The 26,334-nt window shown below is 62.5% G+C and carries 24 protein-coding genes and 3 tRNA genes; 9 read left to right on the forward strand and 18 right to left on the reverse strand.

The features are described 5' to 3' along the window. The 3 genes from ACEXP3_RS00005 to ACEXP3_RS00015 all read right to left on the reverse strand — a co-directional run. On the reverse strand, window positions 1–533 hold a 533-nt coding region (locus tag ACEXP3_RS00005; RefSeq protein WP_377295455.1), incomplete at its 3' end, for a GTP-binding protein. 167 nt (window positions 534–700) lie between these two features. Continuing rightward, a tRNA-Gly gene (locus tag ACEXP3_RS00010) sits at window positions 701–774 on the reverse strand. 28 nt (window positions 775–802) lie between these two features. Next, window positions 803–887 (reverse strand) — tRNA-Tyr (locus ACEXP3_RS00015). 205 nt (window positions 888–1,092) lie between these two features. Here ACEXP3_RS00015 and rlmB point away from each other — a divergent pair. Continuing rightward, window positions 1,093–1,977 (forward strand): 23S rRNA (guanosine(2251)-2'-O)-methyltransferase RlmB, encoded by an 885-nt coding sequence (gene rlmB, locus ACEXP3_RS00020; RefSeq protein WP_210102785.1) that lies wholly within the window; start codon window positions 1,093–1,095, stop codon window positions 1,975–1,977. A gap of 28 nt (window positions 1,978–2,005) precedes the next feature. Here rlmB and ACEXP3_RS00025 read toward each other — a convergent pair whose 3' ends face one another. The 5 genes from ACEXP3_RS00025 to ACEXP3_RS00045 form a co-directional block, all read right to left on the reverse strand. Continuing rightward, entirely contained in the window at window positions 2,006–2,437 is a 432-nt protein-coding gene (locus ACEXP3_RS00025) for a response regulator (protein WP_281067707.1), read from the reverse strand. A 56-nt stretch (window positions 2,438–2,493) separates the two neighbouring features. Next, entirely contained in the window at window positions 2,494–3,555 is a 1,062-nt protein-coding gene (locus ACEXP3_RS00030) for an HD-GYP domain-containing protein (RefSeq protein WP_210102787.1), read from the reverse strand. A 13-nt stretch (window positions 3,556–3,568) separates the two neighbouring features. After that, entirely contained in the window at window positions 3,569–5,863 is a 2,295-nt protein-coding gene (locus ACEXP3_RS00035) for an ATP-binding protein (protein WP_377295456.1), read from the reverse strand. Next, on the reverse strand, window positions 5,863–6,369 hold the full coding sequence (locus ACEXP3_RS00040; RefSeq protein ID WP_210102789.1) for a putative pterin-binding protein: 507 nt from the start codon (window positions 6,367–6,369) through the stop codon (window positions 5,863–5,865). Before ACEXP3_RS00040 ends, ACEXP3_RS00035 begins: the two co-directional genes overlap by 1 nt. 69 nt (window positions 6,370–6,438) lie before the next feature. Continuing rightward, window positions 6,439–6,891, reverse strand: a complete 453-nt coding sequence (locus ACEXP3_RS00045) for a chemotaxis protein CheW (protein WP_210102790.1) — start codon at window positions 6,889–6,891, stop codon at window positions 6,439–6,441. 432 nt (window positions 6,892–7,323) lie between these two features. Between ACEXP3_RS00045 and ACEXP3_RS00050 the strand changes: the two genes are divergently transcribed. Next, window positions 7,324–7,399, forward strand: a tRNA-Thr gene (locus ACEXP3_RS00050). A 151-nt stretch (window positions 7,400–7,550) separates the two neighbouring features. Then, on the forward strand, window positions 7,551–8,324 hold the full coding sequence (locus ACEXP3_RS00055; protein ID WP_210102791.1) for an NAD kinase: 774 nt from the start codon (window positions 7,551–7,553) through the stop codon (window positions 8,322–8,324). A 75-nt stretch (window positions 8,325–8,399) separates the two neighbouring features. Here ACEXP3_RS00055 and prfB read toward each other — a convergent pair. From prfB to ACEXP3_RS00070, 3 genes are all read right to left on the reverse strand, one after another. Continuing rightward, a protein-coding gene (gene prfB / locus ACEXP3_RS00060) for a peptide chain release factor 2 (RefSeq protein WP_377295457.1) occupies window positions 8,400–9,531 on the reverse strand; the annotation gives its coding sequence in 2 pieces (ribosomal slippage) (window positions 8,400–9,461 and window positions 9,463–9,531; 1,131 coding nt in all). Between the two features lie 112 nt (window positions 9,532–9,643). Further along, window positions 9,644–12,097 (reverse strand): penicillin-binding protein 1A, encoded by a 2,454-nt coding sequence (locus ACEXP3_RS00065; protein ID WP_377295458.1) that lies wholly within the window; start codon window positions 12,095–12,097, stop codon window positions 9,644–9,646. Between the two features lie 270 nt (window positions 12,098–12,367). Continuing rightward, window positions 12,368–13,561: an N-acetylmuramoyl-L-alanine amidase gene (locus tag ACEXP3_RS00070; protein ID WP_377296043.1), complete on the reverse strand. Its 1,194-nt coding sequence runs from the start codon at window positions 13,559–13,561 to the stop codon at window positions 12,368–12,370. An 859-nt stretch (window positions 13,562–14,420) separates the two neighbouring features. Here ACEXP3_RS00070 and ACEXP3_RS00075 point away from each other — a divergent pair. The 6 genes from ACEXP3_RS00075 (at window position 14,421) to aat (ending at window position 21,548) form a co-directional block, all read left to right on the forward strand. Then, window positions 14,421–17,465: an Rne/Rng family ribonuclease gene (locus tag ACEXP3_RS00075; RefSeq protein ID WP_377295459.1), complete on the forward strand. Its 3,045-nt coding sequence runs from the start codon at window positions 14,421–14,423 to the stop codon at window positions 17,463–17,465. A gap of 281 nt (window positions 17,466–17,746) precedes the next feature. After that, the gene (locus tag ACEXP3_RS00080; RefSeq protein ID WP_377295460.1) at window positions 17,747–18,511 is read left to right on the forward strand and encodes a DsbA family protein; all 765 of its coding nucleotides are present in this window, start codon (window positions 17,747–17,749) and stop codon (window positions 18,509–18,511) included. A 123-nt stretch (window positions 18,512–18,634) separates the two neighbouring features. Further along, on the forward strand, window positions 18,635–19,072 hold the full coding sequence (aroQ, locus tag ACEXP3_RS00085) for a type II 3-dehydroquinate dehydratase (RefSeq protein WP_210102797.1): 438 nt from the start codon (window positions 18,635–18,637) through the stop codon (window positions 19,070–19,072). 25 nt (window positions 19,073–19,097) lie between these two features. Next, complete coding sequence (gene accB / locus ACEXP3_RS00090) at window positions 19,098–19,568, forward strand: acetyl-CoA carboxylase biotin carboxyl carrier protein (protein ID WP_377295461.1); 471 nt, start codon at window positions 19,098–19,100, stop codon at window positions 19,566–19,568. A gap of 9 nt (window positions 19,569–19,577) precedes the next feature. After that, window positions 19,578–20,927: an acetyl-CoA carboxylase biotin carboxylase subunit gene (gene accC, locus ACEXP3_RS00095; protein WP_210102799.1), complete on the forward strand. Its 1,350-nt coding sequence runs from the start codon at window positions 19,578–19,580 to the stop codon at window positions 20,925–20,927. 3 nt (window positions 20,928–20,930) lie between these two features. Further along, window positions 20,931–21,548 carry a leucyl/phenylalanyl-tRNA--protein transferase gene (gene aat, locus ACEXP3_RS00100; protein WP_377295462.1) on the forward strand — a complete coding sequence of 206 codons (618 nt, stop codon included), beginning with the start codon at window positions 20,931–20,933 and terminating at the stop codon, window positions 21,546–21,548. Window positions 21,549–21,578: 30 nt separating this feature from the next. Here aat and ACEXP3_RS00105 read toward each other — a convergent pair whose 3' ends face one another. From ACEXP3_RS00105 to ACEXP3_RS00135, 7 genes are all read right to left on the reverse strand, one after another. Next, window positions 21,579–21,818, reverse strand: a complete 240-nt coding sequence (locus ACEXP3_RS00105; RefSeq protein ID WP_377295463.1) for a hypothetical protein — start codon at window positions 21,816–21,818, stop codon at window positions 21,579–21,581. 83 nt (window positions 21,819–21,901) lie between these two features. Continuing rightward, the gene (locus ACEXP3_RS00110; RefSeq protein ID WP_377296044.1) at window positions 21,902–22,339 is read right to left on the reverse strand and encodes a DUF2155 domain-containing protein; all 438 of its coding nucleotides are present in this window, start codon (window positions 22,337–22,339) and stop codon (window positions 21,902–21,904) included. A gap of 85 nt (window positions 22,340–22,424) precedes the next feature. Continuing rightward, window positions 22,425–22,823 (reverse strand): NADH:ubiquinone oxidoreductase subunit NDUFA12, encoded by a 399-nt coding sequence (locus tag ACEXP3_RS00115; RefSeq protein WP_377295464.1) that lies wholly within the window; start codon window positions 22,821–22,823, stop codon window positions 22,425–22,427. 100 nt (window positions 22,824–22,923) lie between these two features. Further along, on the reverse strand, window positions 22,924–23,391 hold the full coding sequence (locus ACEXP3_RS00120) for a GNAT family N-acetyltransferase (RefSeq protein ID WP_377295465.1): 468 nt from the start codon (window positions 23,389–23,391) through the stop codon (window positions 22,924–22,926). A gap of 111 nt (window positions 23,392–23,502) precedes the next feature. Continuing rightward, entirely contained in the window at window positions 23,503–24,003 is a 501-nt protein-coding gene (locus ACEXP3_RS00125; protein WP_377296045.1) for a GNAT family N-acetyltransferase, read from the reverse strand. An 86-nt stretch (window positions 24,004–24,089) separates the two neighbouring features. Then, window positions 24,090–25,592 (reverse strand): Asp-tRNA(Asn)/Glu-tRNA(Gln) amidotransferase subunit GatB, encoded by a 1,503-nt coding sequence (gene gatB, locus ACEXP3_RS00130; protein WP_377295466.1) that lies wholly within the window; start codon window positions 25,590–25,592, stop codon window positions 24,090–24,092. A 150-nt stretch (window positions 25,593–25,742) separates the two neighbouring features. Next, window positions 25,743–26,252 (reverse strand): GNAT family N-acetyltransferase, encoded by a 510-nt coding sequence (locus ACEXP3_RS00135; RefSeq protein ID WP_377295467.1) that lies wholly within the window; start codon window positions 26,250–26,252, stop codon window positions 25,743–25,745. Window positions 26,253–26,334: the final 82 nt, after the last annotated feature.

Here is a 26,334-nt window from a genome sequence, read left to right on the forward strand (position 1 = left end):
TCCGAATCTTCAAGAGCAGCCAGAGCCGAACCCTTGACGATCGGGATATCGTCGCCCGGGAAGTCGTAGGACGACAGAAGTTCGCGAACTTCCAGCTCGACGAGCTCGAGAAGTTCGGCGTCGTCAACCTGATCGACCTTGTTGAGGAATACGACGATGGCCGGAACGCCAACCTGACGGGCGAGCAGGATGTGCTCGCGGGTCTGCGGCATCGGGCCGTCGGCGGCGGAGCAAACCAGGATCGCGCCGTCCATCTGGGCAGCACCGGTGATCATGTTCTTGACGTAGTCGGCGTGGCCGGGGCAGTCAACGTGCGCATAGTGACGGTTGGCCGTCTCATACTCGACGTGCGCCGTCGAGATGGTGATGCCGCGCGCCTTTTCTTCCGGAGCAGCGTCGATCTGGTCGTACGCCTTGAACTCGCCGAAATACTTCGTGATCGCTGCCGTCAGAGACGTCTTGCCGTGGTCAACGTGGCCAATCGTGCCGATGTTCACATGCGGCTTGTTGCGCTCAAACTTGCTCTTTGCCATTGATGCTTCCTGTGATCAAAAAGAATGATGGACCCGCGCGTGCGGATTTGGTGTCGCCGTGTACGGCTTTCCCGTTCGATGCGCAAGATATAATTACGGTGTCGCCGTCTACAAGGCCCGGCGCTTCCGGCGCATCGTCAGAGTGGGTCTGTGGTGCCTGGGGAACTTGGAGCGGGTAGCGGGAATCGAACCCGCGTATTCAGCTTGGAAGGCTGCTGCTCTACCATTGAGCTATACCCGCGGGGTGGCTTGTCGGTCGAAGATCAGAATGGTGGAGGGAGTTGGATTTGAACCAACGTAGGCTGAGCCAACGGATTTACAGTCCGTCCCCTTTAACCACTCGGGCATCCCTCCAGTATTCTGTCTGGACCGAAGACCAAGCTCGTCTGTGTCTGCGGCGAAGTCGTTTGCCTCAGTCACGGCGGCGTATATGACTGCCCCGTTCGCCTCTGTCAACACGACTGGAAACGAAAAATGACAGAAAATTTAAATCTCTCCGGCGGCCTGTGGACAGAGGCCGGGACTATGCCGGATGGCGGCGCATCTGTATAAGGCGGCCATGAGCAAGGAAGATCGCCCCGACAAATCCGCCCGCGACACCCATTACGCGACGCTACGCCGACAGGTGCGCGACGCCAAGCGTGAGCGTGGCGAAATCCCGACCCCGCAGCAGGACCGCCGCAGTCGCCGCAAGGAAGACTGGACGCCGCCGCAACTGGCGCCCGACGTCGTCTATCTCTACGGCCTTCACACCGTGCGTGCCGCCCTCGACAACCGCGCGCGCAAGCTGATCAAGCTGTCGGTCACCCAGAACGCCTTTGCGCGCCTCGATATCGGGCAGCCCGAAAGCCTGCCCTACCCCGTCGAGTTCGTGTCGCCGCAGGATCTGGACAAGGTTCTGGGTCCTGATGCCATTCACCAGGGCGTCATGCTGGAAACCCGGCCGCTTCCGATGCGCCGGCTGGAGGCGCTGAAGGAGAGCCCGCTGCTGCTCGTGCTCGATCAGGTGACCGATCCGCACAATGTCGGCGCCATCATGCGCTCGGCTGTCGCCTTCGAGGCAGGCGCCATCATCACCACGCAGCGCCACAGCCCGACTGAATCCGGCGTGCTGGCAAAATCCGCCTCCGGCGCTCTTGAAATGATCCCCTATATCCAGGTGACGAATCTTGCCGATGCGCTCGGCGAACTGCATCGGCTCGGCTTCCAGACCATTGGTCTCGATTCGGAAGGACCGCAGCCGCTCGAGGGCACCTTTGCCGGATCGAAGGTGGCGCTGGTGCTGGGTTCCGAAGGCAAGGGACTTCGCCAGAAGACCCGCGAGACCTGCACAGCGCTTGCGCGTCTCGACATGCCCGGCGCCATCAAGTCGCTCAATGTCTCCAATGCCGCCGCGATTGCGCTCTATGCATCACGCCGGCATCTTGCCCAACCCACGGATTGATCGGCGCAGTCGCGCGCTCGACTGTCCATCACGCCGAAAAACGACGCATCCGCTCCGGCGGCAGCGCGTCGTTTCCGGCGCGCACCTCTGCGGCATACTGGATGGAGCCGATCAGCTCCAGATCGAACAGGGGTTTGGAAATGACGCCGAGCGCGCCGGGCACGCCGCCCGAAAGCGCTTCCGGGTTGGCCGTCATGAACACGACGGTCGCGCCCTTGGCGGCGAGGCTCCGACCGATGTCGGGGCCGGTCGGGCCATCCTGCAGCTGCACGTCGACAAAGGCGATATCGCAGGCATCGGAGTAGCGCAGCGCATCGGCGCGATTGGCCGCAATCCCGGCCACCTCGTGGCCGAGTGCAAGGACCGCTTCCTCAATGTGAAGCGCAATCAGCAGCTGGTCCTCTACGACCAGAATTCGAAACGCCATGGCCCCCTCGTTTTGCCTTATTTGTACGCGCAACGCGTGATCCCGGCAATGGTTCCCGCAACGGTTTGACCGTGGGCCGGCTTGGCCGGCTAGCCTGCCTCCGCCAGATCCTCGGACGCTTGATCCGGGTGGACGGCCATGATCTGGCGGATTGCCGGCAGGCTCTTGATGAAGGCGGCCACGCAGAGCGGATCATATTGCGATCCGGCGCGCTCCTGGATGTGCTGGACGGCGCGCTCCAGCGTCCAGGCTGCCTTGTAGGGTCGCGCAATGGTCAGCGCATCAAAACTGTCGGCGATCGCGACGATGCGCCCGGCAAGCGGGATCTCGTCTCCGGCCAGCCGCTCCGGATAGCCCTGGCCGTCATAGCGCTCATGATGGGCGCTGGCGATATCGGCGGCCAGCTGCAGCAGGCTGATGCGTGACTGGCCGAGGATATGTCCGCCGATGGCGCTGTTGCTTTTCAGATAGGTCACTTCCGGATCGACATAGGTGCCGCGCTTCAGCAGCATGGCATCGGGAATGCCGACCTTGCCGATATCATGCATCGGGGCGGCAATGCGGATATCGCTGCAGATGGCGGCAGGCAGGCCATAGGCCTTGGCGATCGCCTCCGCATAGGCGCCGACGCGCAGCGTATGCAGGGCCGAATCGGTATCCTTGTAGGTGGCGGCAAGCGTCAGGCGATAGATGATTTCCTGCTCGCGCTCGCGCAGTTCGTCCACCGCCTTTTCCACCTCGGTCTTGATCCAGATCGCCTTCTCCGCCAGCTGGTTGCGCGCCTGAACAAGCGCCACCAGATTGCGGATGCGCGCCTGGAATTCCGCTGGATTGATCGGCTTGGTCAGGAAATCGATCGCGCCGGCATTGATCGCCGTCATGCGGGTTTCCGTATCGCCATCGGCGGTCACCACGACGAAGGGCTTGTCGCGGTATTTTTCGAAGCGGCGGATTTCGACAAGCAGATCGACGCCGTTATAGACCGGCATCTGGAAATCGATGACGCCGATGTCGAAATCGAGATCCGGCATGGCGCCGAGCGCCTCTTCCGGGCCTGAAAAGGCGATGGCCGTGCAGCCGGACACTGTGCTGGCGAGCTTCTTCAGAAGGATGAGGTTTGTTTTGTTGTCGTCGACCACGAGAATTTTCATCGTCTCTCTGTCCTTAAGCAGCAACGGTCTGGTCTTGGGCGGCAAGGGACTGGCGCGCGGCGTTCACCATCTGCGCCAGCAAGTCGATATCGGCAGGCGACGGATCCGAGTGGCGCAGCGCCTGCGACAGGTCGGAAATGTCCATCAGCCCGATATTGGAGGCGGAGCCCTTCAGATTGTGCAGCAGCGGATCGAGCTTGTGCCGCTCGCCGCTTGCAAGCATCGCCTGAAGACCCGCCAGAATGTCCACGGCATCCTCGAAGAACGCATCCAGCAGTTCCTGGAACCCGTCCTCGCCGAGGATCTCGGCGATCTCCTGCCGGCGCGCCGAGACGGTGGCTGTGACAGAAGGCGTGGTTACCGGCGCAGCGGACACCACGGGCGCGGCGGGCGGCGCAGCGACCTGCGGTCTTGATACCGCGGCAGGCGGCGCAGCGGACACAATTCCCGCATCCTCGCCCAGTTCACGCTCCACCTCGCGGATCAGCCGGTGCAGAACGGCGATGCCGATCGGCTTTGCCTGAAAGCCGGTCATGCCGGCCTCCAGGCACAGGCGACGGTCTTCTTCCGAGGCATTGGCGGTAAGCGCCACCACCGGCACATCGCGGCATGGTCCACCGCCGGCGCGCACCTGTCGCGTCGCCTCGATGCCGTCCATCACAGGCATCTGCATGTCCATGAGGATGAGGTCGAAAGGTTCGGCCGCGGCCCTTTCCACGGCCAGCGCGCCATTTTCCGCAAGCGTCGCGTCCTGGCCGAGATGATCGAGGTAACCCAGAATCACCTGCTGGTTGACCTTGTTGTCTTCCGCCACGAGGATTCTGAGGCGCCTCAGCGCCGCAAGCGGTGCATTGCCCTTTTCGCCCTGCTGTGAGGTGACGGCCTCGGTGGCCTCGATCGGCATGTCGAACCAGAACGTACTGCCCTCGCCCACCGTGCTGTCGACGCCGACCGAACCACCGAAGCGGTCGATGATCTCCTTGCAGATGATGAGGCCAAGCCCGGTTCCGCCATAGCGGCGACTGATGCTAGCATCGACCTGCGAGAAGGGCTGGAAGAGTTTTGCCTTGCCCTCCTCGTCGATGCCGATGCCCGTGTCCTGCACCTCGACGCGCAGCCAGAGCCCGCCCTTGCGCCGTGTCTGGGACAGGCGCAGGGTCACCCGGCCGCCCTGGGTGAATTTCACCCCGTTGCTGATGAAGTTGAGAATGACCTGGCGCAGCCGCGTCGGATCGGACAGCACCGTGCGGGCATGCCACTCTCCGGCAATTTCCAGCGTCACGGTGTTTCCCGCTTCCGCCGCACGGCCGCGCATCATGTCGGTGCAAGTTTCGGCGAGCGCCTGCAGATCGACCGGGCGTCGTTCGAGTTCCAGCTTTCCGTGCTCGATCTTGGCGTAGTCGAGGATCTCGTTGATGATGTCGAGCAGTGCCTCGCCGGAACGGCGGATGGTGCGGATATGGGCGGACGTTTCTGCCGAAAGCCGGCCGAGTTCCAGGAGCTCCACCATGCCGAGGATGGCGTTGAGCGGGGTCCGGATCTCGTGCCCCATGGTGGCCATGAACTGCGATTTTGCCCGGTTGCCGGCCTCGGCCGCCTGGTAGGAAACGCTGAGTTGCTCGGCCATGGCCTCAAGACTGACGCCGGCGGCCTGGACACTGCGCAACTGGCGTTGCAGCGTCAGAATGAGGAAGGCGACCGACAGCACCAGCAGGCCGATCAGCACGATCGACTTGCGCTGCAGGCCCTCCAGCTCGATGCGGGCTTTCGCGCGTTCGCTCGAGACGAATGTATTGGTATAGACGAGAAGTTCGCTGGTGGAATCGACAAGCCGCGACCACTGGCCGCTGAGACCCTGCAGTTCCTCCAGCGACACCGGCTGGCCGGCTGCGATGGCATCGAAGACCGGCTGGCTTTCAAATATGATCTTCTGGATCTGGTTGAGGTGCTTGCCCACCTGGACATCGATGGCGAAATTCTTCTCGAACTGCGCCTTCTTCAGCATGTCCATGCGGGAAAACACAACGTCATAGCGCAAGGACAGTCCCTGCAGCCGATCCTCGCCCAGATTTCCGCTGGACAGCATCAGCTGCAGGTCGTGAACGAGTTCGCCGCTTTCCCGATTCAGCTGGTAGACGGACCACATGGCGTTTTCCCGCACCGCATCGCGCATGTCGCGCTGGCGGGTGGAAATATCCACATAGACCGAGACGAGGATCGCCAGCAGGACGACTGCGAATATCTGCAGTATCGCCGTGATCCGGCTCGCCTTGCGGATCACGTCACCGCTGAAAAGGGTGTGAGCCATCAGGGTTTTACCTCGATCTCCTTGATCTGCCAGACGGAGCGGGAGAAATAGGCTTCGTTGTAGAGGCCCGGCTCCAGATCGAAGGGATAGATGAGGAAGAGCGGCCCCTTGTCGCGCACCGACATCAGCTTGCCATTGGCGCGGGTGGCGAGAATCGTCTCATGCTTCAGCGCGTCCTCGGCCGGAACGGTGGCGAAATAGTCATTGATGGCGCGCACCAGCAAGGTATTGCCCTGTGCGCCGGCAGCCGTCAGCACCGAGCGCACCAGAGGTCCGGAAAACTCCGTTTCGCCTTCTGTCCACGGTGTCTTCATCTTGCCGGTGCGCCCGGCAAGCTTTTCCAGCATGGCAAGATCGAACTGGGCCGTTTCGCCGACATTGGGCGTGGCAAGTTTCCCCTTCACGGTGAGGATGACCGGCCCGGTCGGCTTGTCGAGCGACCAGGCGGCAGGGGCGGACACGGACAGGGCGGCAAGGAGAACGGCAAGATGTGCAAGGATACGCATGAGTCACTCGCTCGGGTCGATGGTTCGGGGAACAGGGTCAGGACAACCGCCATCCTGGCGGCAGCAGCGTCAGGCAGCGTCCGACAGGCCGTCGACGCCAAACAGGCGCTGGACATTGATGAAGCAGATCATTCCGTCTGCATGGGTGATGATGCCGTCGCAAAAGCGGCTGTCGAAGGAGGAGACGACATCGGGCACCGGCTGCAATTGGTCTTGCGAAACCGACAGCATGTCCGTGACGTGATCGACGAGCAGGCCGATGATCTCGCTTCCGGCCTCCACCACCACGATAGCGCTGCGTTCGCTGCGCTCGGCGGGCGACATGCCGAGACGATAGGCCAGATCGATGGTCGGGATGACGGTGCCACGCAGGTTCATCACGCCCAGAACATGCCCGGGCGCATTGGGGATCGGCATGGAGGGCGCCCATCCGCGGATCTCGCGCACGCTGGTGGTGCGAATGCAGAAGTTTTGCTCCCCGAGCCGAAAGGCAATGATCTCGAATATGTCGGATGACGCCATGGCGGACAGTCCCTCTCGTGTCGTTCGCGAACCGGTACCGCCGCAAGGCGGGCAGATCGGCGCAGGGCAGCGACCGCTCACCGGCCGCAGAAGCGCTTGCGAAAACTGTTGAAAAGCGAATGATCTGGGCGGCGCTCCGCTCTCCCGCCGGCCCGCGGTAAAAGGGCAGGCTCGTGCAGAGCATTCTCCAGGCCGGGTCCGCATTCATCTCGGAAGGGACGCAAGACCGCATCACCCGGCTTTCCAAATCTAGGGCAAGGTCTCTAACCAAGAGTGAAGGAAAAGCCTCAACTGCCTCTTTTTCTCAGTATTTCCTAATATGACACAGTCTGCGACATCGTCCCGGCACAGCCCCCTTCGCCGCTGCCGGGCCGGACTGGTGAACTTTCCTCTTTACACACACGCAGAATATGGTAACTCGCACCTCGGAATGCCCTTGTAGCTCAGTTGGTAGAGCACCTGATTTGTAATCAGGGGGTCACGAGTTCGAACCTTGTCGGGGGCACCATTCCACTTCCCAGTCCGGCGCCTCACCCTTTTACGCCCCTTCCGCTACCGCGTTTCAGGCGCGCACCGGCGACCACCTGCATTCCCCTGCCCAAGCACTTGTTTCCACCGCCGTTTTTCCTGTACCAAGGTGCACCAGAAGAGGTGCGCCAATGTCATCGAATTCCAAACGTCTTTGCTTCATGGCATCGTCGGCGCCCGAAGCGCAGATTGCGCTGTCGGAACTGACCGGGCTTTACGGCAATGCCAGCGTCGAGGACGCCGATGTCATCATTGCCCTTGGCGGCGATGGCTTCATGCTGCAGACGCTTCACCAGACGATCAACAGCGGCAAGCGGATCTACGGCATGAACTGCGGGTCGGTCGGTTTCCTGATGAACGATTACCGCGTCGACCTTTTGCAGGAGCGCATCGACAACGCGCTGGAAAACGACTTTCACCCGCTGCAGATGACGACAGTGAATGCCGACGGCACAAGCTCGGTGGCGCTTGCCATCAACGAGGTCTACCTGTTTCGCCAATCCTATCAGGCGGCGAAGCTCCGGGTCACCATCGACGGCCATGTGCGTCTGTCCGAACTGATCTGCGACGGGCTGATGATTGCCACGCCCGCCGGATCCACCGCCTACAACCTCTCCGCCCACGGACCGATCCTGCCGCTCGAAGCACCGCTTCTGGCCATGACGCCGGTGTCGGCCTTTCGTCCGCGCCGCTGGCGCGGTGCACTTCTGCCCAACAAGGTCTGCGTGGAAATCGATGTGCTGGAGCCGGAAAAGCGGCCCACCAATGCGGTGGCCGACAATACCGAGGTCAAGGACGTGCTGCATGTGCGCATCGCCCAGTCAAATGCGCGCACGGCCCGCATCCTGTCCGACCCCGACCATTCCTGGTCGGAACGCATCCTGGCCGAGCAGTTTTCCGACTGAGCAAGGCGCGCATGAAAAAATGGCGCGTCGCCCTTTCAGGAGACGCGCCACCTTGATGGATCAGGTCGAAGACCCTCAGTCGATATCGGCCACTTCGGCGCCGGCGCCGCCGCTGATGCGGTGGGCAAGGGCTGCCTCCATGAAATCGTTCAGCTCGCCGTTCAGCACGCTGTCCGGATCGGTGCTTTCGACACCCGTGCGCAGGTCCTTGACCAACTGGTAGGGCTGCAGCACGTAAGAGCGGATCTGGTGGCCCCAGCCGATATCCGTCTTCGATGCGGCTTCGGCGTTTGCGGCCTCTTCGCGCTTCTTCAGCTCGGCTTCGTACATGCGCGCACGCAGCATGTCCCAAGCCTTGGCCTTGTTCTTGTGCTGCGAGCGTTCCTGCTGGCAGGCCACGACAATGCCCGTCGGAATATGCGTGATGCGCACGGCCGAATCGGTGGTGTTGACGTGCTGGCCGCCGGCGCCCGACGAGCGGAACGTATCGATGCGGCAATCGCTCTCGTTGATCTCGATATTGATCGAATCGTCGACCACCGGATAGACCCAGATGGATGAGAACGAGGTGTGGCGGCGCGCATTGCTGTCATAGGGCGAGATGCGCACCAGGCGATGCACGCCCGATTCGGTCTTCATCCAGCCATAGGCATTGTGGCCCTTGACCAGAATGGTCGCGGACTTGATGCCGGCCTCGTCGCCGTCATGCACTTCGAGCAGTTCCACCTTGAAGCCCGAACGCTCGGCCCAGCGGGTGTACATGCGCAACAGCATGTTCGCCCAATCCTGGCTTTCGGTGCCGCCGGCGCCCGAATGCACTTCCACATAGGTGTCGTTGCCGTCGGCTTCGCCCGACAGCATGGCTTCCACCTGCCGGCGCGCCGCTTCGGACCGTAGCGCCTTCAGCGCATCCTCGGCCTCGCCGACGATGCCGTCGTCGCCTTCTTCCTCGCCAAGCTCGATCAGCTCGACATTGTCCTTCAGGCGCTGTTCGAGCGCCTTGACGCCGGCAATCGCATCGTCCAGCTGCTGGCGCTCACGCATCAGCTTCTGGGCTTCGCCCGCATCATTCCAGAGGCTCGGGTCCTCTGCCTTGTTGTTCAACCAGTCCAGTCGTCTTACCGCCTGATCCCAGTCAAAGATGCCTCCTCAGCAGGCTTATGGCCTGCTTGATTTCGTCGACAATATTCAGGGTTTCATTGCGCATCTGTGTATGCTTCGTCCTTTCGGGGGAAATTGCGCCGTCAATAGTGGCAGGCGCGGGCGAAGTAAACCCCGCGCGAGCCCGTGAGGCCGGCGCGGGGGGTGTCCGGTGGGGCTCAGAAAAGCCCGCCTGCCCCGGATGTCACCGCCTGCTGGGCCTGCGGCGACGTCTTCAGGATCTCTTCCGGCGGCAGCTGGTCGCCCATGCCGATGACCGAAAGCGAATCGGCCGGGCCGGTGCCGGGCTTGAAGGCTTCGATGATCGAGTCCGGCTCGCCTTCATAGGCAAACATGCCGGTCTTGCGGTTCACCGGAATGAGCTGCATGCCGGCCGGCACGATGAACTTGCTCGGCGCCGTCACCTTGGCGGCCTGGGCGAGGAAATCGCCGAAAATCGGCGCGGCAAGGCCACTGCCGGTGCCGGCACGGCCAAGCGGTGCGGGCGTGTCGAAACCGACGTAAAGGCCCGCCACCAGATCCGGCGTGAAGCCGACGAACCAGGCGTCCTTCTCGTCATTGGTCGTGCCGGTCTTGCCGGCGACGTCACGGTCCTTGACCGGGATCTTTCCGGCGGCGGTACCGCGGGTCACGACCCCTTCCATCATCGAGGTGATCTGGTAGGCGGTCATGGGATCAAGCACGCGTTCGCGGTTGTCCACCAGCGTCGGCTCGTCCTGATTGGCCCACTGGCTGAAATTGCAGCCCTCGCAGCCACGCTCCTCATGCCGGAAGATGGTCTTGCCGTAGCGGTCCTGGATGCGGTCGACGAGCGTCGGCTTGATCTGCTTGCCGCCATTGGCAATGACCGAATAGGCCGAGACCATGCGCAGCACGGTGGTTTCACCGGAACCCAGCGACATCGCCAGCACCGGCAGCATCTTGTCGTAGATGCCGAAGCGCTCGGCATATTCGGCGACAAGATCCATGCCCATGTCCTGCGCCAGGCGCACGGTCATCTGGTTGCGGGATTTTTCGATGCCGGTGCGCAGCGTCGAGGGACCGGCGCTGTCGCCGCCATAGTTTTCCGGACGCCACACCTGGCCGCCCGAAACCATTTCGATCGGCGCATCGAGAATGACGGAGGCCGGCGTATAGCCATTGTCGAGCGCTGCCGAATAGACGAAGGGCTTGAACGACGAACCCGGCTGACGCATGGCCTGCGTCGCGCGGTTGAATTCCGACTGGGCGTAGGAAAAGCCGCCGACCATGGCAAGCACACGGCCCGTATGCGGATCCATGACCACCATGCCGCCCTGCACCTTGGGCGGCTGGCGCAGCCGGAAGCTGCCGGTCTTGCCTTCAATCGGCTCCACATAGACCACATCGCCGGCTTTCAGCACGCCGTCCGGCGACCGGGCGGTTTTGCGCTCGCCCTTGGAATCGCGATAGGCCCACTTCATTTCGTCGGCGGGGATCTGGCCACGCACGCGCTCGTCGGCCACCTTGCCGGCCACGGTTTCCGGCTGCAGGCCGATGTCGACGCCGTTTGCCGAAACCGCGGTCACAACCGCCAGCTGCCATTCCGGCACGTCGCGCAGCGGCTGCAGCTTTGCAAGTTCCACGCCCCAGTCGCCGGTAACGGCGATCGTCGCAATGGGACCATGGAAGCCGCGGCGCTGATCGTATTCCACCAGCCCGTGCTGCAGCGCGGCGCGCGCCATGATCTGCATCTGCGGGTCAAGCGAGGTGCGCACCGAAAGGCCCCCCTCGTACAGAGCCTTTTCGCCATACTTACCGATGATCTGGCGGCGGACTTCCTCGGAGAAATAGTCCGAGGCAAACAGCGAGGTGCCGCCGCGACGCAGTTTCACGCCGAGCGGCTGGGCCTTGGCGTCGGTCGCATCGCCAACCGTAATGTAGCCGTTCTCGGCCATGCGATCGATGACCCAGTTGCGGCGCTCAAGCGCTGCCTTTTCATGCCGGAACGGATGGTAATTGGCCGGGCCCTTGGGCAGCGAGGCAAGATAGGCGGTTTCGGCAATCGTCAGCTCCGTCACCGACTTGTCGAAATAGGTGAGCGCTGCACCGGCAATGCCGTAGGCGTTGAGGCCGAAGAAGATTTCGTTGAGATAAAGCTCGAGGATCTTGTCCTTCGAATAGGTCTGCTCGATGCGGAAGGAGAGAATCGCTTCCTTGACCTTGCGGTCGATGGTCTGGTCGGCCGAGAGAAGGAAGTTCTTGGCCACCTGCTGGGTGATGGTGGAGGCGCCCTCCGGACGGCGGCCGGACCCGATATTCTGCACGTTGTTGAGGACGGCGCGGGCCAGGCCCCAGAAGTCGACGCCCGGATGATTGTAGAAATTCTTGTCTTCCGCCGACAGAAAGGCTGCCTTCACCCGGTCGGGAATGGCCTGGATCGGCAGGAAGAGGCGCTTCTCACGGGCATATTCCGACATCAGCGCGCCGTTTCCGGCATGCACGCGGGTCGCCACCGGCGGCTCGTAGGAGGCAAGCACCTCGTAATTGGGCAAGTCCCTGGATACGCCGCCGAGATAAACGGCAGCGACGGCGGCCACCACGAGGAACCCCGCGCAGGCCAGTCCGAACAAGTATCCAAGCAATCTGATCATCAGCAGCTACCGCTTTAATATCGTCTGGCGCACAACAGCACCATCTCATGTTTCGAGGCGTTTTGCACGGGCGGCCGGACAAGCGCAAGCCTGAAGCCTTGAAAACCGGGCCATCATCCGTGACGGTTAAGATCCGAGTAACCTTTCGAATGTGAGTAAAATAGGGCTCCCGCGCGCCTTTCACAGATCGTGACCGACACGCGGCGGTTTTAAAGGCCCATTTAATGGCTCGCTGTAGCAGCGGAAGCACGGTGCATGCGCTGCCCTTTGTCAGCCGCCGCCAGCCACCGTCTCGGCACGGTAGCGTCCCACCGCATCGGCCATCCGGTCGGCCACCTTCTGGCGCCAGGCCGGGTCGAGCAGCAGCGCCTCATCGGCCGGGTTGGACAGGAAGCCGAGTTCCAGAAGGATGGACGGCATGTCCGGGGCGCGCAAGACTTGGAAACCCGCCTGGCGATGCGGATTGTTGATGAGACCGATCTGGCCGTCGAAGGACTTCACCACCCGCTCCGCCAGCGAGATCGAAAAGGCCTGGGTTTCCCGCCGCGCCAGATCAAGCAGGATATCGGCGATTTCCGGCGGCCCGCTTTCGATCGAATAGCCGGCGAGCTGGTCGGACAGGTTTTCACGCGCCGCAAGCGCTGCCGCCATCCGGTCGGAGGCGGTGTCGGAGAGCGTATAGACGGTGGCGCCGCGGATGTTCTTCTGGCCGAGCGTGTCGGCATGCAGCGAGATGAACAGGTCGGCGCCGCCCTGGCGCGCCAGCGTCACGCGCTCCGAAAGCGACAGGAAGGTGTCGCTGTCGCGGGTCAGAAACGCCTTAACGCCCTTTTCCTGGTTGAGCCGGGCGGCCAGCGTTTCGGCAAAGGCCAGCGTGATCTCCTTCTCCGGCGTCTTCGACGTCGCCCCCATCGCGCCGGTATCGATGCCGCCATGGCCCGCATCGACGGCAATGGTGAACACGCCATCCGTTGCCGGATCGCGGGCGCTGGCGCCGAGCCCCTCGATGGCGGATCCCGATTGCGGCTGCACCCATTTCTGCTGCGCCACCAGATCGGCAAAAGCCTTCGGCGTTGTCATCTCCGCATCCAGGACCAGCCGGTAGCCGTGCCCCTCGTTCTTCTGCACTTCGGCCAGAACGAGCCGCACCGGGCGAATGCCGGTCAGGACGATACGTGCACTGCCCTGCCCCATCGTGCCGTAGCGGATGTCCTTGAACAGGCCGCGCGCGGAAAGGTCGGCGGCGGGAAAGCCGAAGGCGGTGGCCGGAAGATCGATGACGATGCGCTCGGGCGAGGCGACGTAATGCGCGCTGAATTCCGGCTTTCCGTCAAAATCGATCACCACACGCGTGCGGGCGTCGTCGCCGGCAATGCGGGCGCTGAAGGCCAGAAGCTTTTCGCCCTCGCCTGTCGCCGGCTCCGTCTCCGTGGCATGAGCGCGGGCGACGCAGACGACCATCATGAGCAACGCCAAAAGCAGCGCAGACAGCCGGGTGAAACGAAGCGATCCGCGAGCGGAACCGTGCCAAGCGCCCAAGAGGCCCGCCTGCCCGACTGGAAGTGCCGTCGAAAGCCGTTTCATCCGCGCGTCCGCTCCCCGTATCCGCCTGTCCATGCGCCGCAATTCTGAACGCCTGCTGTCAAGAACGCCTGCCCGAAGCGTTCCCTTCCGGCTTTTTCAAGGCCATTGCCATGCCTGGCGAAAGGCCGGCCGAAGCCCAACCATAAGGCGCGATTGGCCCGGCTCCTGCCCATCCCGGCCCGACGGCCGGGGGTCAGAGGCACAGCATGCGGCGCCACCGCCCGTTTGACCTCTGGCTTAAGGCGCGCAAATTGATCCATAATAAGGCAGAACCGGCTTTCCCCTTGCTATTGTTATCGAGAAAACATACAAGGCTTATGAGGGTTTAAGTGTCGACGGGATAGTATGTTGATAGGCTGCCAGCAAGTCAGTTCTGGCGCCAAAGACCGACAGACATCCGCCGTCTCTACATTTGGCCTGAAACTCTATCCGAACCGGCGGTGGCCGGAGACAGTACCGGATGGCTCGCCATCCACGCTCATCGGGAGCAAATTCATCGGACCCCTGGTCGGGTCTATTGTATCGTCTTTCTCGTCTGGTCTTTGATGTCGCGGCACGGATTGCATAAACTGGAACAGCGGAGGGAGCCCATGGCTCCGGTCTGCGTCCGGTTGATCCCCTCGCCGAGACGGCCGACGGGAATATTCTTATCCGGCGCCCCGTACGCGACGCATGATCGGCCTGTCCCTGCGACACGCCCCTCTGCCTCTGCGCGTCCGCGCCGAGGAGCAGAACTTTCATGGCAGACAAAATGCTTATCGATGCGTCTCACGAAGAGGAGACGCGCGTAGTCGTCGTTCGGGGAAACCGGATCGAGGAATTCGACTTCGAGTCGCAGCACAAGAAGCAGATACGCGGCAACATCTACCTGGCGAAAGTGACCCGCGTCGAGCCGTCACTGCAAGCCGCGTTCGTTGATTACGGCGGCAACCGCCACGGCTTTCTCGCCTTTGCGGAAATCCATCCCGATTACTACCAGATCCCGCTGGCCGATCGTCAGGCCCTGATGCAGGCGGAAGCCGAAGACCAGCGCCGCCACCCGGATTTCGATGTGGCCGATCCGGTCGTCGACCTTTCGAAGGAAGAGCAGCCGGACGTCGGCCCCGGTATTGGCATCGTGGCCCAGGTGGATGCCGCCCTCGGCTCCGAGACGCCTGAGCCCGCGGTTGCCGACGAGGCCGCCGTTGAAGCCGTCTCCGAAGTTTCCGAACCGTCTGCCGAAGAAAAGCCGAAGGCCAAGCCGCGCCGCAGCCGTTCGCGCAAGAAGCCGGCGGCCGAGGAACTGGCCGAAGCCGGCAGCGCTGCCGCCGACGCAGCCGACGAACAGATCGCAGCCGTTGGCCAGGACGACGACACCACGCCGGACACCATGGCGGCCATGGTGGAAACCGACGCCATTTCCGAAGAAGTCTCCGACCGTCGCAGCCGCGACGACGATGATGACGACGACGATGACAACCAGGAAAAGGAAGTCATCGAATCGGTCGGCGCCGAAGATGCGATGGAAGAGGTTCCGGATCGCGTCTACCGCAAGCCCCGCAAGCAGTACCGCATCCAGGAAGTCATCAAGCGCCGGCAGATCCTGCTCGTGCAGGTGGCCAAGGAAGAACGCGGCAACAAGGGCGCGGCCCTCACCACTTATCTGTCGCTTGCCGGCCGCTACTCGGTCCTGATGCCGAACACGGCGCGTGGTGGCGGCATTTCGCGCAAGATCACCCAGCCGACCGACCGCAAGCGTCTGAAGGAAATTGCCCGCGAGCTGGAAGTTCCGCAGGGCATGGGCGTCATCCTGCGGACCGCTGGTGCCAACCGCACCCGCGTCGAGATCAAGCGCGACTTCGAATATCTGATGCGCCTTTGGGAAAACGTCCGCACGCTGACGCTGAATTCGATTGCGCCGTGCCTCGTCTATGAGGAAGGCTCGCTGATCAAGCGTTCGATCCGTGACCTCTACAACAAGGACATTTCCGAGATCGTCGTCTCGGGCGAAGAAGGCTATCGTGAAGCGAAAGACTTCATGAAGATGCTGATGCCGAGCCATGCCAAGGTGGTTCAGCCCTATCGCGACCTGCATCCGATCTTTGCCCGCTCCGGTATCGAGGCGCAGCTTGACCGCATGCTGCAGCCGCAGGTGACGCTGAAGTCGGGCGGCTACCTGATCATCAACCAGACCGAAGCGCTGGTCGCCATCGACGTCAACTCGGGTCGCTCGACCCGTGAGCACTCGATCGAGGAAACCGCGCTGCAGACCAATCTCGAGGCCGCCGATGAGGTTGCCCGCCAGCTGCGCCTGCGCGACCTTGCCGGCCTCGTCGTGGTCGACTTCATCGACATGGAAGAAAAGCGCAACAACCGCGCTGTCGAGAAGCGCCTGAAGGACTGCCTGAAGAACGACCGCGCCCGCATCCAGGTCGGCCGCATCTCGCATTTCGGCCTTCTGGAAATGTCGCGCCAGCGCATCCGCGCCAGCGTGCTGGAATCGACCACGCAGATCTGCTCGCATTGCGGCGGAACGGGCCACGTCCGCTCGCAATCTTCGGTTGCCCTGCATGTCCTGCGCGGCGTTGAAGAGTATCTTCTGAAGAACACCACGCACGACATCACCGTGCGCACCACGCCCGACATCGCGCTCTATCTGTTGAACCAGAAGCGCGGCTCCGTGGTGGATTATGAGCGCCGCTTCGGCGTGTCCATCTTCATCGAATCCGATGCCGGCGTGGGCGCTGCCCACTTCGCCATCGATCGCGGCGAGCCGGTCGAAAACCCGGTCCGCATCGAAAGCCTCATGCAGTTTGCCGCCTTGCCCGTCGAGGACGAGGATGACGACTACGTGCCGGAGGTGGACGAAGACGAGGAAGAGGAGGTTGTTGCCGCAGCGCCTGCTGCAGCGCAGGCCTCTGCATCCACGTCCCAGGAAGCCCGTGGCGATGACGACCAGAACGGCCGCAAGCGCAAGCGCCGCCGCCGTCGTCGCAACCGCGATCGCAATGGCGCCGACCTTTCGCAGACAGCCCGCGGCGATGCAGAGGGTGACGAGGACGAGACGGACGAGGACGATGCAGCCGATGCCGGCGATGCATCATCCGAACGCGCCGAGGCAGGCGAAACCAGCCTCAACGACACCGAGGAAGGCCAGCGCCGCAAGCGCCGTCGTCGCGGCAAGCGCGGTGGTCGCCGCAATCGCAGCGAAGACGAGGAAAACGGCCTCTCTGCAGAGGGTCAGGACACGACCGGTGACGAGGGTGGCGAAGACAGCGGCGACGACGCCGATGACGCATCTGCCTCTCTCGACACCGCGGCGGATGCCGCCGTTGTCGTCGACGCCGAAGCATCTTCCGTTGAAGAAGCGGTTGCCGACGCGGACGTTGCAGCACCGGAAGCAAAGGCCCCACGGCCGCGCCGCAGCCGCAAGGCGAAGGTCGCCGAGGCTGCCCCGGCGGACGTTGCCGTCGCTGAAGACGTTGCCGTGACAGAAACGGCCGCTTCGGAAACGACGGAAGCCGCACCGGTCGAAGCACCGGCCGCCGTTGAAGCACAGGCCGCGCCTGTCGCAGAACCTTCCGCTGTTGAAACGGCCCCGGCCGAAGGCATCGAGCAGCAGGCAGAGACGCCAGCCGACACTGCATCGTCAGACGATGGCGAGTCCAAGCCTGCCCGCGCCAATCGCGCCTCCACCATCACCGCATCCGAACCGGTGATCAAATCCGCCGCCGCCCCCGAAGGCGATGGCGATCCGTCGAAGCCGAAGAAGGCCGGCTGGTGGCAGCGCCGCGGTTTCCTCTGAGAGACCGGATAGAGTGAGACGACAAGACGGCCGCGCATCCCGCGGCCGTTTTGTTTGGAAGCGGCTCCCCCCGCCGCTCTCGCACAATAGCTTTGCGCCCGTCTTGGCCGCCAAGTGTCTGCGAAATCCGCGCCATCTGCCTGCCATACACAGATGTGAGTTTATTTCGGGCGTTTTGTGCCTTTATGGTGGCCCGATTGGCGGTAGAACAAGACTTCCGGCCCGATTCGTCCTGGCGCGCGCCAGGCAGCGCCGGACGACGATGACAGACGAGGACAAAGATGAAGCCTTTTTCCAAAACCCTTTCGGCCCTTCTGATTGCCGGCACCGCCATGGTCCCCTTCGCGGGTGCAGCCTTGGCGCTGGACGACCAGCAGAAGAAGGAAATGGGTGCCTTCATCCGTGAATATCTGATCGCGAACCCGGAAGTCATGCTGGAAGTGCAGGATGCGCTGGAGAAGAAGCAGCAGGAGGCACGCGTCTCGCAGGCCACCAGCGGCATCGAGGCCAATCGCGAGGCGATCTATGCCTCGGCGAGCGACATCACGCTCGGCAATCCGAAGGGCGATGTCACGGTGGTCGAGTTCTTCGATTACAATTGCGGCTACTGCAAGCGGGCTTTGTCCGACATGGAAGACATTCTTTCGGAGGACAAGAAGGTCCGCTTCATCCTCAAGGAATTTCCCATTCTCGGCCCCGATTCGATGGCGGCGCACCGGGTTGCCAATGCCGTGCGCCTGACCGCGCCGGAAAAATATCCCGAGTTCCACCGGGCCCTGCTCGGCGGCCAGACGCGTGCCACGGAAGCGTCGGCCATTGCAGTTGCCGGTTCGCTCGGCATTTCGGAAAAGGCCTTGCGCGCCTCGATGGTGCAGAACCCCAATGACGCGCAGGTTCGCGCCACCTATGAACTCGCCAACAATCTGGGCATTACCGGCACCCCCTTCTATGTGGTCGGAAAGGAGGCGGTGTTTGGCGCGGTCGGCCATCAGGAACTGTCGGAAAAGATCGCCAATATCCGCGCCTGCGGCAAAGCCTCCTGCTGAACGTCGCGCTTCCCCTGTCAGAAACTGCCGCTCCCCCCGGTTATCAACGGCTTTCGTGGCCGGGGGCTTTCCCTTGGCGGCTGGCCGGTCTATAGGTGGCGCTGATTTTCTGACGGGTATTCCATGAGCAAAACGATCTTTGTCCTCAACGGACCGAACCTCAACATGCTGGGCAAGCGCGAGCCCGGCATTTATGGCGGCAAGACTTTGAAGGACATCGAAGAGGATTGCATCACGGCAGGCCAGGCACTCGGCTTTACCGTCGAGTGTTTCCAGAGCAATCACGAAGGCGCGCTGGTCGACCGGCTGCATGAGGCTGATGAGCGCGCCGTGGGCGTGATCATCAATCCCGGTGCCTATGGCCATACCTCCATTGCGCTGCATGATGCGATCCGGGCCATTTCCGTGCCGGTCGTGGAAGTCCATATTTCCAACATCCATGCGCGCGAGGAATTCCGTCATAAATCCATGATCGCGGCGGCCACCAAGGGCATGATCTGCGGATTGGGTCCGGGCGGCTACGTGTTGGCCTTGCAGGCCCTGCGCGACATCACCAGCTAAGAACAACAGAACATATAGGTTGACCATGTCTGAGAAGAAAACCGGTATCGACAAGGGGTTGATCCGCGATCTGGCGAACATCCTCAAGGATACCGATCTCACCGAAATCGAAGTGCAGCAGGACGAGCTGCGCATCCGCGTGTCGCGCAACATTCCGGCAGCACAGTATGTGCAGGCCGCCGTGCCGCAATACGCAGCGCCCGCCGCTGCCGCTGCAGCACCCGCTGCTGCCGCTGCACCAGCCGAAGCCGTCAAGGACCGCAGCAATGCCGTGACGGCCCCGATGGTCGGCACGGTCTACCTGTCGCCGGCACCCGGCTCGCGTCCCTTCGTCGAAGTCGGCGCTATGGTCAAGGAAGGCCAGACGCTGCTGATCATCGAAGCCATGAAGACCATGAACCAGATCCCCGCGCCCCGTTCGGGCAAGGTAACGGAAATCATCGTCAATGATGCGCAGCCCGTCGAGTATGGCGAACCGCTCATCGTGATCGAATAAGGCGGATCCATGATCTCCAAGATCCTCATTGCCAATCGTGGCGAAATCGCCCTGCGCGTGCTGCGCGCCTGCAAGGAACTCGGCATTGCAACCGTCGCCGTCCATTCGACGGCCGACGCCAATGCCATGCATGTCCGCCTTGCCGACGAAAGCGTGTGCATCGGCCCGCCGCCCTCGCGTGACAGCTATCTGAACATTCACCAGATCGTTGCCGCCTGCGAAATCACCGGCGCCGATGCCGTTCATCCGGGCTACGGCTTCCTGTCGGAAAACGCCAAGTTCGCCGATATTCTCGACGCCCACGGCATCACCTTCATCGGACCGACCGCGGAGCATATCCGCCTGATGGGCGACAAGATCACTGCCAAGAAGACGGCGGTCGAGCTTGGCATTCCGGTCGTTCCGGGCTCCGATGGCGAAGTGCTGCCGGAAAACGCGCTCGAGATTGCCCGCCAGATCGGCTTCCCGGTCCTGATCAAGGCCACCGCCGGCGGCGGCGGACGCGGCATGAAAGTGGCGCGCACCGAAGCCGAGCTGGAAGAAGCCGTCTCGACTGCCCGTTCCGAGGCGCTCGCCGCCTTCGGCAACGACGCCGTCTACATGGAAAAATATCTCGGCAAGCCGCGCCATATCGAAGTGCAGGTCGTCGGTGACGGCGCCGGCAATGCGATCCATCTCGGTGAGCGCGACTGCTCGCTGCAGCGACGTCACCAGAAGGTCTGGGAAGAGGCGAACTCCCCTGCCCTCAATGTTGAGCAGCGGATGAAGATCGGCGAGATCTGCGCCGCCGCCATGCGCAAGATGAAATATCGCGGCGCCGGCACGATCGAGTTCCTCTATGAAAACGGCGAGTTCTATTTCATCGAAATGAACACCCGCCTTCAGGTGGAGCACCCGATCACCGAGGCGATCACCAATATCGACCTTGTGCACGAGCAGATCCGCGTCGCCTCCGGCGCCGGCCTCTCCGTCACGCAGGACGAGATCGTCTTTTCCGGTCACGCCATCGAATGCCGCATCAATGCCGAGGATCCGCGCACTTTCGTGCCGTCTCCGGGCACGATCACGCATTTCCATGCGCCGGGTGGTCTGGGCGTTCGCGTCGATTCAGGCGCCTATGCCGGCTACAAGATCCCGCCTTACTACGACAGCCTGATCGGCAAGCTGATCGTGCATGGACGCACCCGCGTCGAATGCATGATGCGCCTGCGCCGCGTGCTGGATGAGTTCGTCGTGGACGGCATCAAGACAACGCTTCCGCTGTTCCAGGACCTCGTTTCCAACCAGGATATCGCCAATGGCGACTATGATATCCACTGGCTGGAAAAGTACCTGGCGGGCGACAAGCCCGAAGCTTGACGCATGGCAGGGCGGCGCGGCAGATACTATCCAGCCATCAGCCCGGATGTTCTGCTGCGCGCCTATTCCATCGGTCTCTTCCCGATGGCCGAATCGGCGGACGACCCGGAAATCTTCTGGGTCGAGCCGGAAATACGCGGCATCCTGCCGCTCGACGCTTTCCACGTCTCCCGCAGCCTGCAAAAGGCGATCAAACGCTCCCCCTTCACCATTCGCGCCGATACTGCCTTCGAAGCCGTCATGGCGGGCTGCGCGGCCGAAGCGCCCGCCAGGCCGAGCACCTGGATCAACAGCACCATCCGCACGCTCTATACGGAACTGCACCGCATGGGCCACGCCCATAGCGTCGAAGCCTTCGAGGGCGAGGAACTGGTCGGCGGGCTTTACGGCGTGTCGCTTGGCGCGGCCTTCTTCGGCGAAAGCATGTTCTCGCGCCGCACCAACGCATCCAAGATCTGCCTTGTCCATCTTGTCGAGCGGTTGCGCGCCAAAGGCTTTCGCCTCCTCGACACGCAGTTCACCACCGAGCATCTGAAGACATTCGGGGCAATCGATGTGCCGAAGGCTGACTATCTGAAGCTTCTGGCAAGCGCGATGGAAGGCGAGCAGCGGCAGTTCTGAAGGCGGCCGCTCAGGGAGAAGTGTCGGCCTTCAGTTGGCCGCCAGATCCGCCGTCTCGCCAAAACCGATGATCAGCTTGGGGCTCGACATGTCGCCGCTTTCCTCGTCCACCTGAACGGAATAGGCGGCAACGCCGATATGGCGGGCGGACATTGCCGTTGCGATCTTTTCCGCCGACGCTGCACTGGAGGCCTGGCGCATTTCACCGGGCACGATCTGGCCGCGGGTCTTCTTGAACGGCAGCACGATGAATTTTTCGGCGAGTGGCATGGGAAGGCTCCTTGGTGTCCCGATCGTCTTGCGCATCGCAATGACGAAATGACGACGCGCGGCGAGTAACGGGATCCGGGGCCTTACTTGCGGGCGGCAGCCGGTGGCGGAACGTCGGACTTCTGCTTGCAGCCGGTCAGCCACACGTCATAGATCGGATGCTCCAGGGCATTGAGGCCGGGGCTGTCGGCAAACATCCAGCCGGTGAAGATGCGACGGATCTTACGGTCGAGCGTGATCTCGTCGACCTCGACAAACCCGTCGATGCGCTGCGCCTCGCTATCATCGCGCGAATAGCAGACTTTCGGCGTCACCTGCAGCGCGCCATACTGCACCGTCTCGTTCACATAGACATCGAATTGGGTGATGCGGCCGGTGATCTTGTCGATGCCGGAAAATTCGGCCACCGGGTTTTCAATCCGCGCGGCAGAGGCCGGGGCAAGGCTGGACAGCAAAGTCGCCCCCACCGTCAGGCCCAGAAACAGCGGTCGAAGGAAAGTCTGTCGCATCGGCGATCTCACCACGATTAAACACCCATCCCGATCGAGAACCGGGACAGGCAGGGGTTATGCCGCAAATGTGGCGCGAAGGCGGAGAAAGAAAAGATCAGCCGCCGGGTGTCCAGGCGTCATAGTCGCCGGTCACGCGCGGACGCTCGCCGGTGGCTTCGAGCGAGCCCTTGGGACGGTAGGCAAGCGGCGAGCCGGTGAGGTTCGGCACATGCGACTTCTGCCACTCGCGGGCAACGTAGTTTTCCTTGCTCGGCGGCACGTCCGTGCGGTGATGCATCCAGCCATGCCAGCCGGGCGGAATGGCGGAGGCTTCCGCGTAGCCCTTGTAGATCACCCAGCGCTTCTGCACGCCGTAAGACGCCATCGGGCCTTCGTAATAGACATTGCCGAACTCGTCTTCGCCGACGCGGGTGCCCTTGCGCCAGGTAAACAAGCGGGTGCCCATGGTCTGGCCATTCCACCAGGTAAAGATTTGCAGGAGGAGATTTTTCATGCTGTTTTCCAACGTCCTCGCGAGAGACAAGGAATGTTTCCTTGATCTGCTTATGCAATCTCGGGCAGGCGATGTCCAGTGGTTCGGCGGCCACGCACTCTTATTTGAGCTTCATCTTGAAGCCTGCATGGGTGCGGGAAAAGCCTGCCCGCTCGTAGAAGCGATGGGCATCCGTGCGCGCCATATTGGAGGTCAGCTGCAACAGCCGGCAGCCGCGTCGGCGCGCCTCCTGCTCGGCATGGACCATCAGGGCCGCGCCAATGCCCTTGCCGCGCCAGTCGGCGCGCGTATGAACCGCCTCCACCTGCGCATCCACGGCGCCGCGTCCGCGCAAGGTGCGCAGAAACGTCATCTGGTAGGTGGCAACGATTTCGCCATTCTGCTCGGCAACGAAGAGCTGCTCCTGCGGCGCCTGATCGATCGCGTGAAAGGCACGCAGATAATCCTCGAAGGCTTCCGGCTCCGCCGTATCGCCATGCGAGCCGACCGTATCTTCCGCCAGAAGATGGATCAGCTGGGCAAGATCGTCTTCCCGCGCCTTGCGGATCACCAGGGTCTCGGCCGTCATTCGTCCACTCCTCCAGTTGCGAACACTGCTCAGCTTTTACCCCGTCCGCCGCCACACCTCCACCCTTGATTGCCGCCGGCAGCATTTAAGAGTGTTGGCCAGCCGGCCGGCTCAGCCGGCGAGCGGTTTTTCCATGATCACCGCCTCGATGCCGCTATCGGCGCTGCCGCAGTTTTGCGTGCGATCCACCTCGACGAAGCCGAGGCGCGTGTAGAACGAGATGGCGCGCGCATTGCGCGGCTCGACTTCCAGCCGCATGATCTCCGCATCGGGAAAGCAGGTTTCCAGTTCGGCAAAGAGATCGCGGCCGATGCCCTCGTTCTGGCAGGCTGGGCGCACGTAAAGCTGATGCAGGACGGCGGTCTTCGTCATCTTGGGCGACATGGCGGCATAGCCGACACCGCCGAGCTTGCGCCCGTCATCGGCCACCAGAAATTCGCCGTCGCGCCTGCCAATCTGCGCCTTGATGGCAGCAGCAGTGTGCCAGGCGGCGGTAAGCTCGCGCACCTTGTCGGCACCGTAGAACCCGTCATAGGTTGCATGCCAGGTTTCCTTGAGGAGCGCGCGGATGGCCTCCACATCCTCGTCACCGGCGGTGCGTACGAAAAACACCATATCCGTCATCCTTCTTCCTGAAACGACGGCACCGGCCCCGCGGCAGGCGCGGACCGGTGCCAGAGCAGTCCATAGAGGCCTGATCAGTCTTCGAGGCCGAGCTTTGCCTTCACCAGCGCCTGCACCGCCTGCGGGTTTGCCTTGCCGCCCGTTGCCTTCATCACCTGGCCGACGAACCAGCCGGCAAGCGTGGGCTTGGCCAGAACCTTGGCAACCTGATCCGGGTTGGCGGCGATGATCTCGTCCACGGCCTTTTCGATGGCGCCGGTATCGGTCACCTGGCGCATGCCGCGGGCTTCGACGATCTCGGCGGGGTCGCCGCCTTCGGCAAAGACGATCTCGAAGAGGTCCTTGGCGATCTTGCCGGAGATGGTTTCCGACTTGATGAGATCGATGATGCCACCGAGCTGGGCCGGTGATACGGGAGTCTCTTCAATGCCTTTGCCGGCTTTGTTCAAGGCGCCGAGCAAGTCGTTGATAACCCAGTTTGCCGCCGTCTTGCCGTCGCGACCGGTTGCCACGGCTTCGAAATAGGCGGCAATCGACTTTTCCGAGACAAGCACCGAGGCATCATAGACCGACAGGCCGAGTTCGGACACGAAGCGGGCCTTCTTGTCGTCCGGCAGTTCCGGCAGATCCTTTTTCAGCGCCTCAACAAACGAATCATCGAATTCAAGCGGAAGCAGATCAGGATCGGGGAAGTATCTGTAATCATGCGCATCTTCCTTCGAGCGCATCGAGCGCGTCTCGCCCTTGCCGGGATCGAACAGGCGTGTTTCCTGGTCGATGGAGCCGCCCTCCTCGAGGATTGCGATCTGCCGGCGTGCCTCGTATTCGATGGCCTGGCCGATGAAGCGGATCGAGTTGACGTTCTTGATCTCGCAGCGCGTGCCAAAGCCTTCGCCGGGACGGCGCACGGAAACGTTGACGTCAGCGCGCATCGAGCCTTCGTCCATGTTGCCGTCGCAGGTGCCGAGATAGCGCACGATGGAGCGCAGCTTCGTCATATAGGCCTTGGCCTCGTCCGAGGAGCGCATGTCGGGCTTCGACACGATTTCCATCAGCGCCACGCCGGAACGGTTGAGATCCACATAGGACATGGTCGGATGCTGGTCATGCATCAGCTTGCCGGCGTCCTGCTCCAGGTGCAGGCGCTCGATGCCGATCTCGATATCCTCGAAATTGCCCTGACGGTCGGGGCCGAGCGAAATCACGATCTTGCCCTCGCCGACGATCGGGTCCTTGAACTGCGAGATCTGGTAGCCCTGCGGCAGGTCGGGATAGAAATAGTTCTTGCGGTCGAAGATCGAGCGCTTGTTGATCTTGGCTTTGAGGCCAAGGCCGGTGCGCACCGCCTGCGCCACGCATTCCTCGTTGATCACGGGCAGCATGCCCGGCATGGCCGCATCGACCAGCGACACATTGGCGTTCGGCGCCTTGCCGAATTCCGTCGAGGCGCCGGAAAACAGCTTGGAATTCGACAGCACCTGTGCATGCACTTCCATGCCGATGATGACTTCCCAGTCGCCGGTGGCGCCGGGAATGAAGCGTTTCGGATCGGGCGTGCGAACATCGACAAGGGTCATGGAAAAAGCTCTTCATGCGGACGGATTGACGTCCCTGTCAGGTAGAGCAAATGGCGAAGGCGTGCAAGCTTTCCGGGCCGCCACAGCGCCCCATCCCGCCAGCCCCTTGTGCTTCTGACGTCTCCGGCCAGAGCGTCCGCGCTTGGTGGCTCAAAATTCCTGCCCGTAGGCCCGGGCCTGCGGCTCGACCAGTTGCTTCGACATGCCGACCGACTGCACATCCTGGTCCAGCTTTGGCGCATAGGCAACCGACAGCCAGTTGACGGCATAACCGCTCTTTTCAAAGAAGCTGACGGCATCGGTATTGTGGGCGTGCGTTTCGAGCCGTGCCGTCTCAAATCCCTGGTGGACGATCTCCTTTTCCACCTCGCCGATGAGGGCGGCGCCCAGCCCGCGCCGCTGGTGATCGGGATCGATCCAGAAGTCGCTGATCGTCTCGTCCAGCCCCTCGCGCGCCGCCCAGCCGGCGACGATACCATTGTCCTCGATGACGGTGATGGTCAGCCAGGAGGACTGGACGAAATTGGAAAAGGCGGACAGGGCACTCTCCTGCAACGCATCGCTGCCACCGATCGCGCCCATGGCCTGCGCCCAGGCGCGCAGCCCGATCTGCGTCAATAAGCCAGCTTCGTCTTCCCGAGCGTTGCGAATGGTCAGCATGACAGCCTCTGTGCGACGTCACGATTAGACCATCCGGGCTACGCTATCTCAAGAGGCTCGGCGCGCCGACCGCTTGATGGCC

Source organism: Neorhizobium fuzhouense (genome assembly GCF_042611105.1).
GTDB classification, from domain to species: Bacteria; Pseudomonadota; Alphaproteobacteria; order Rhizobiales; family Rhizobiaceae; genus Neorhizobium; species Neorhizobium galegae_A.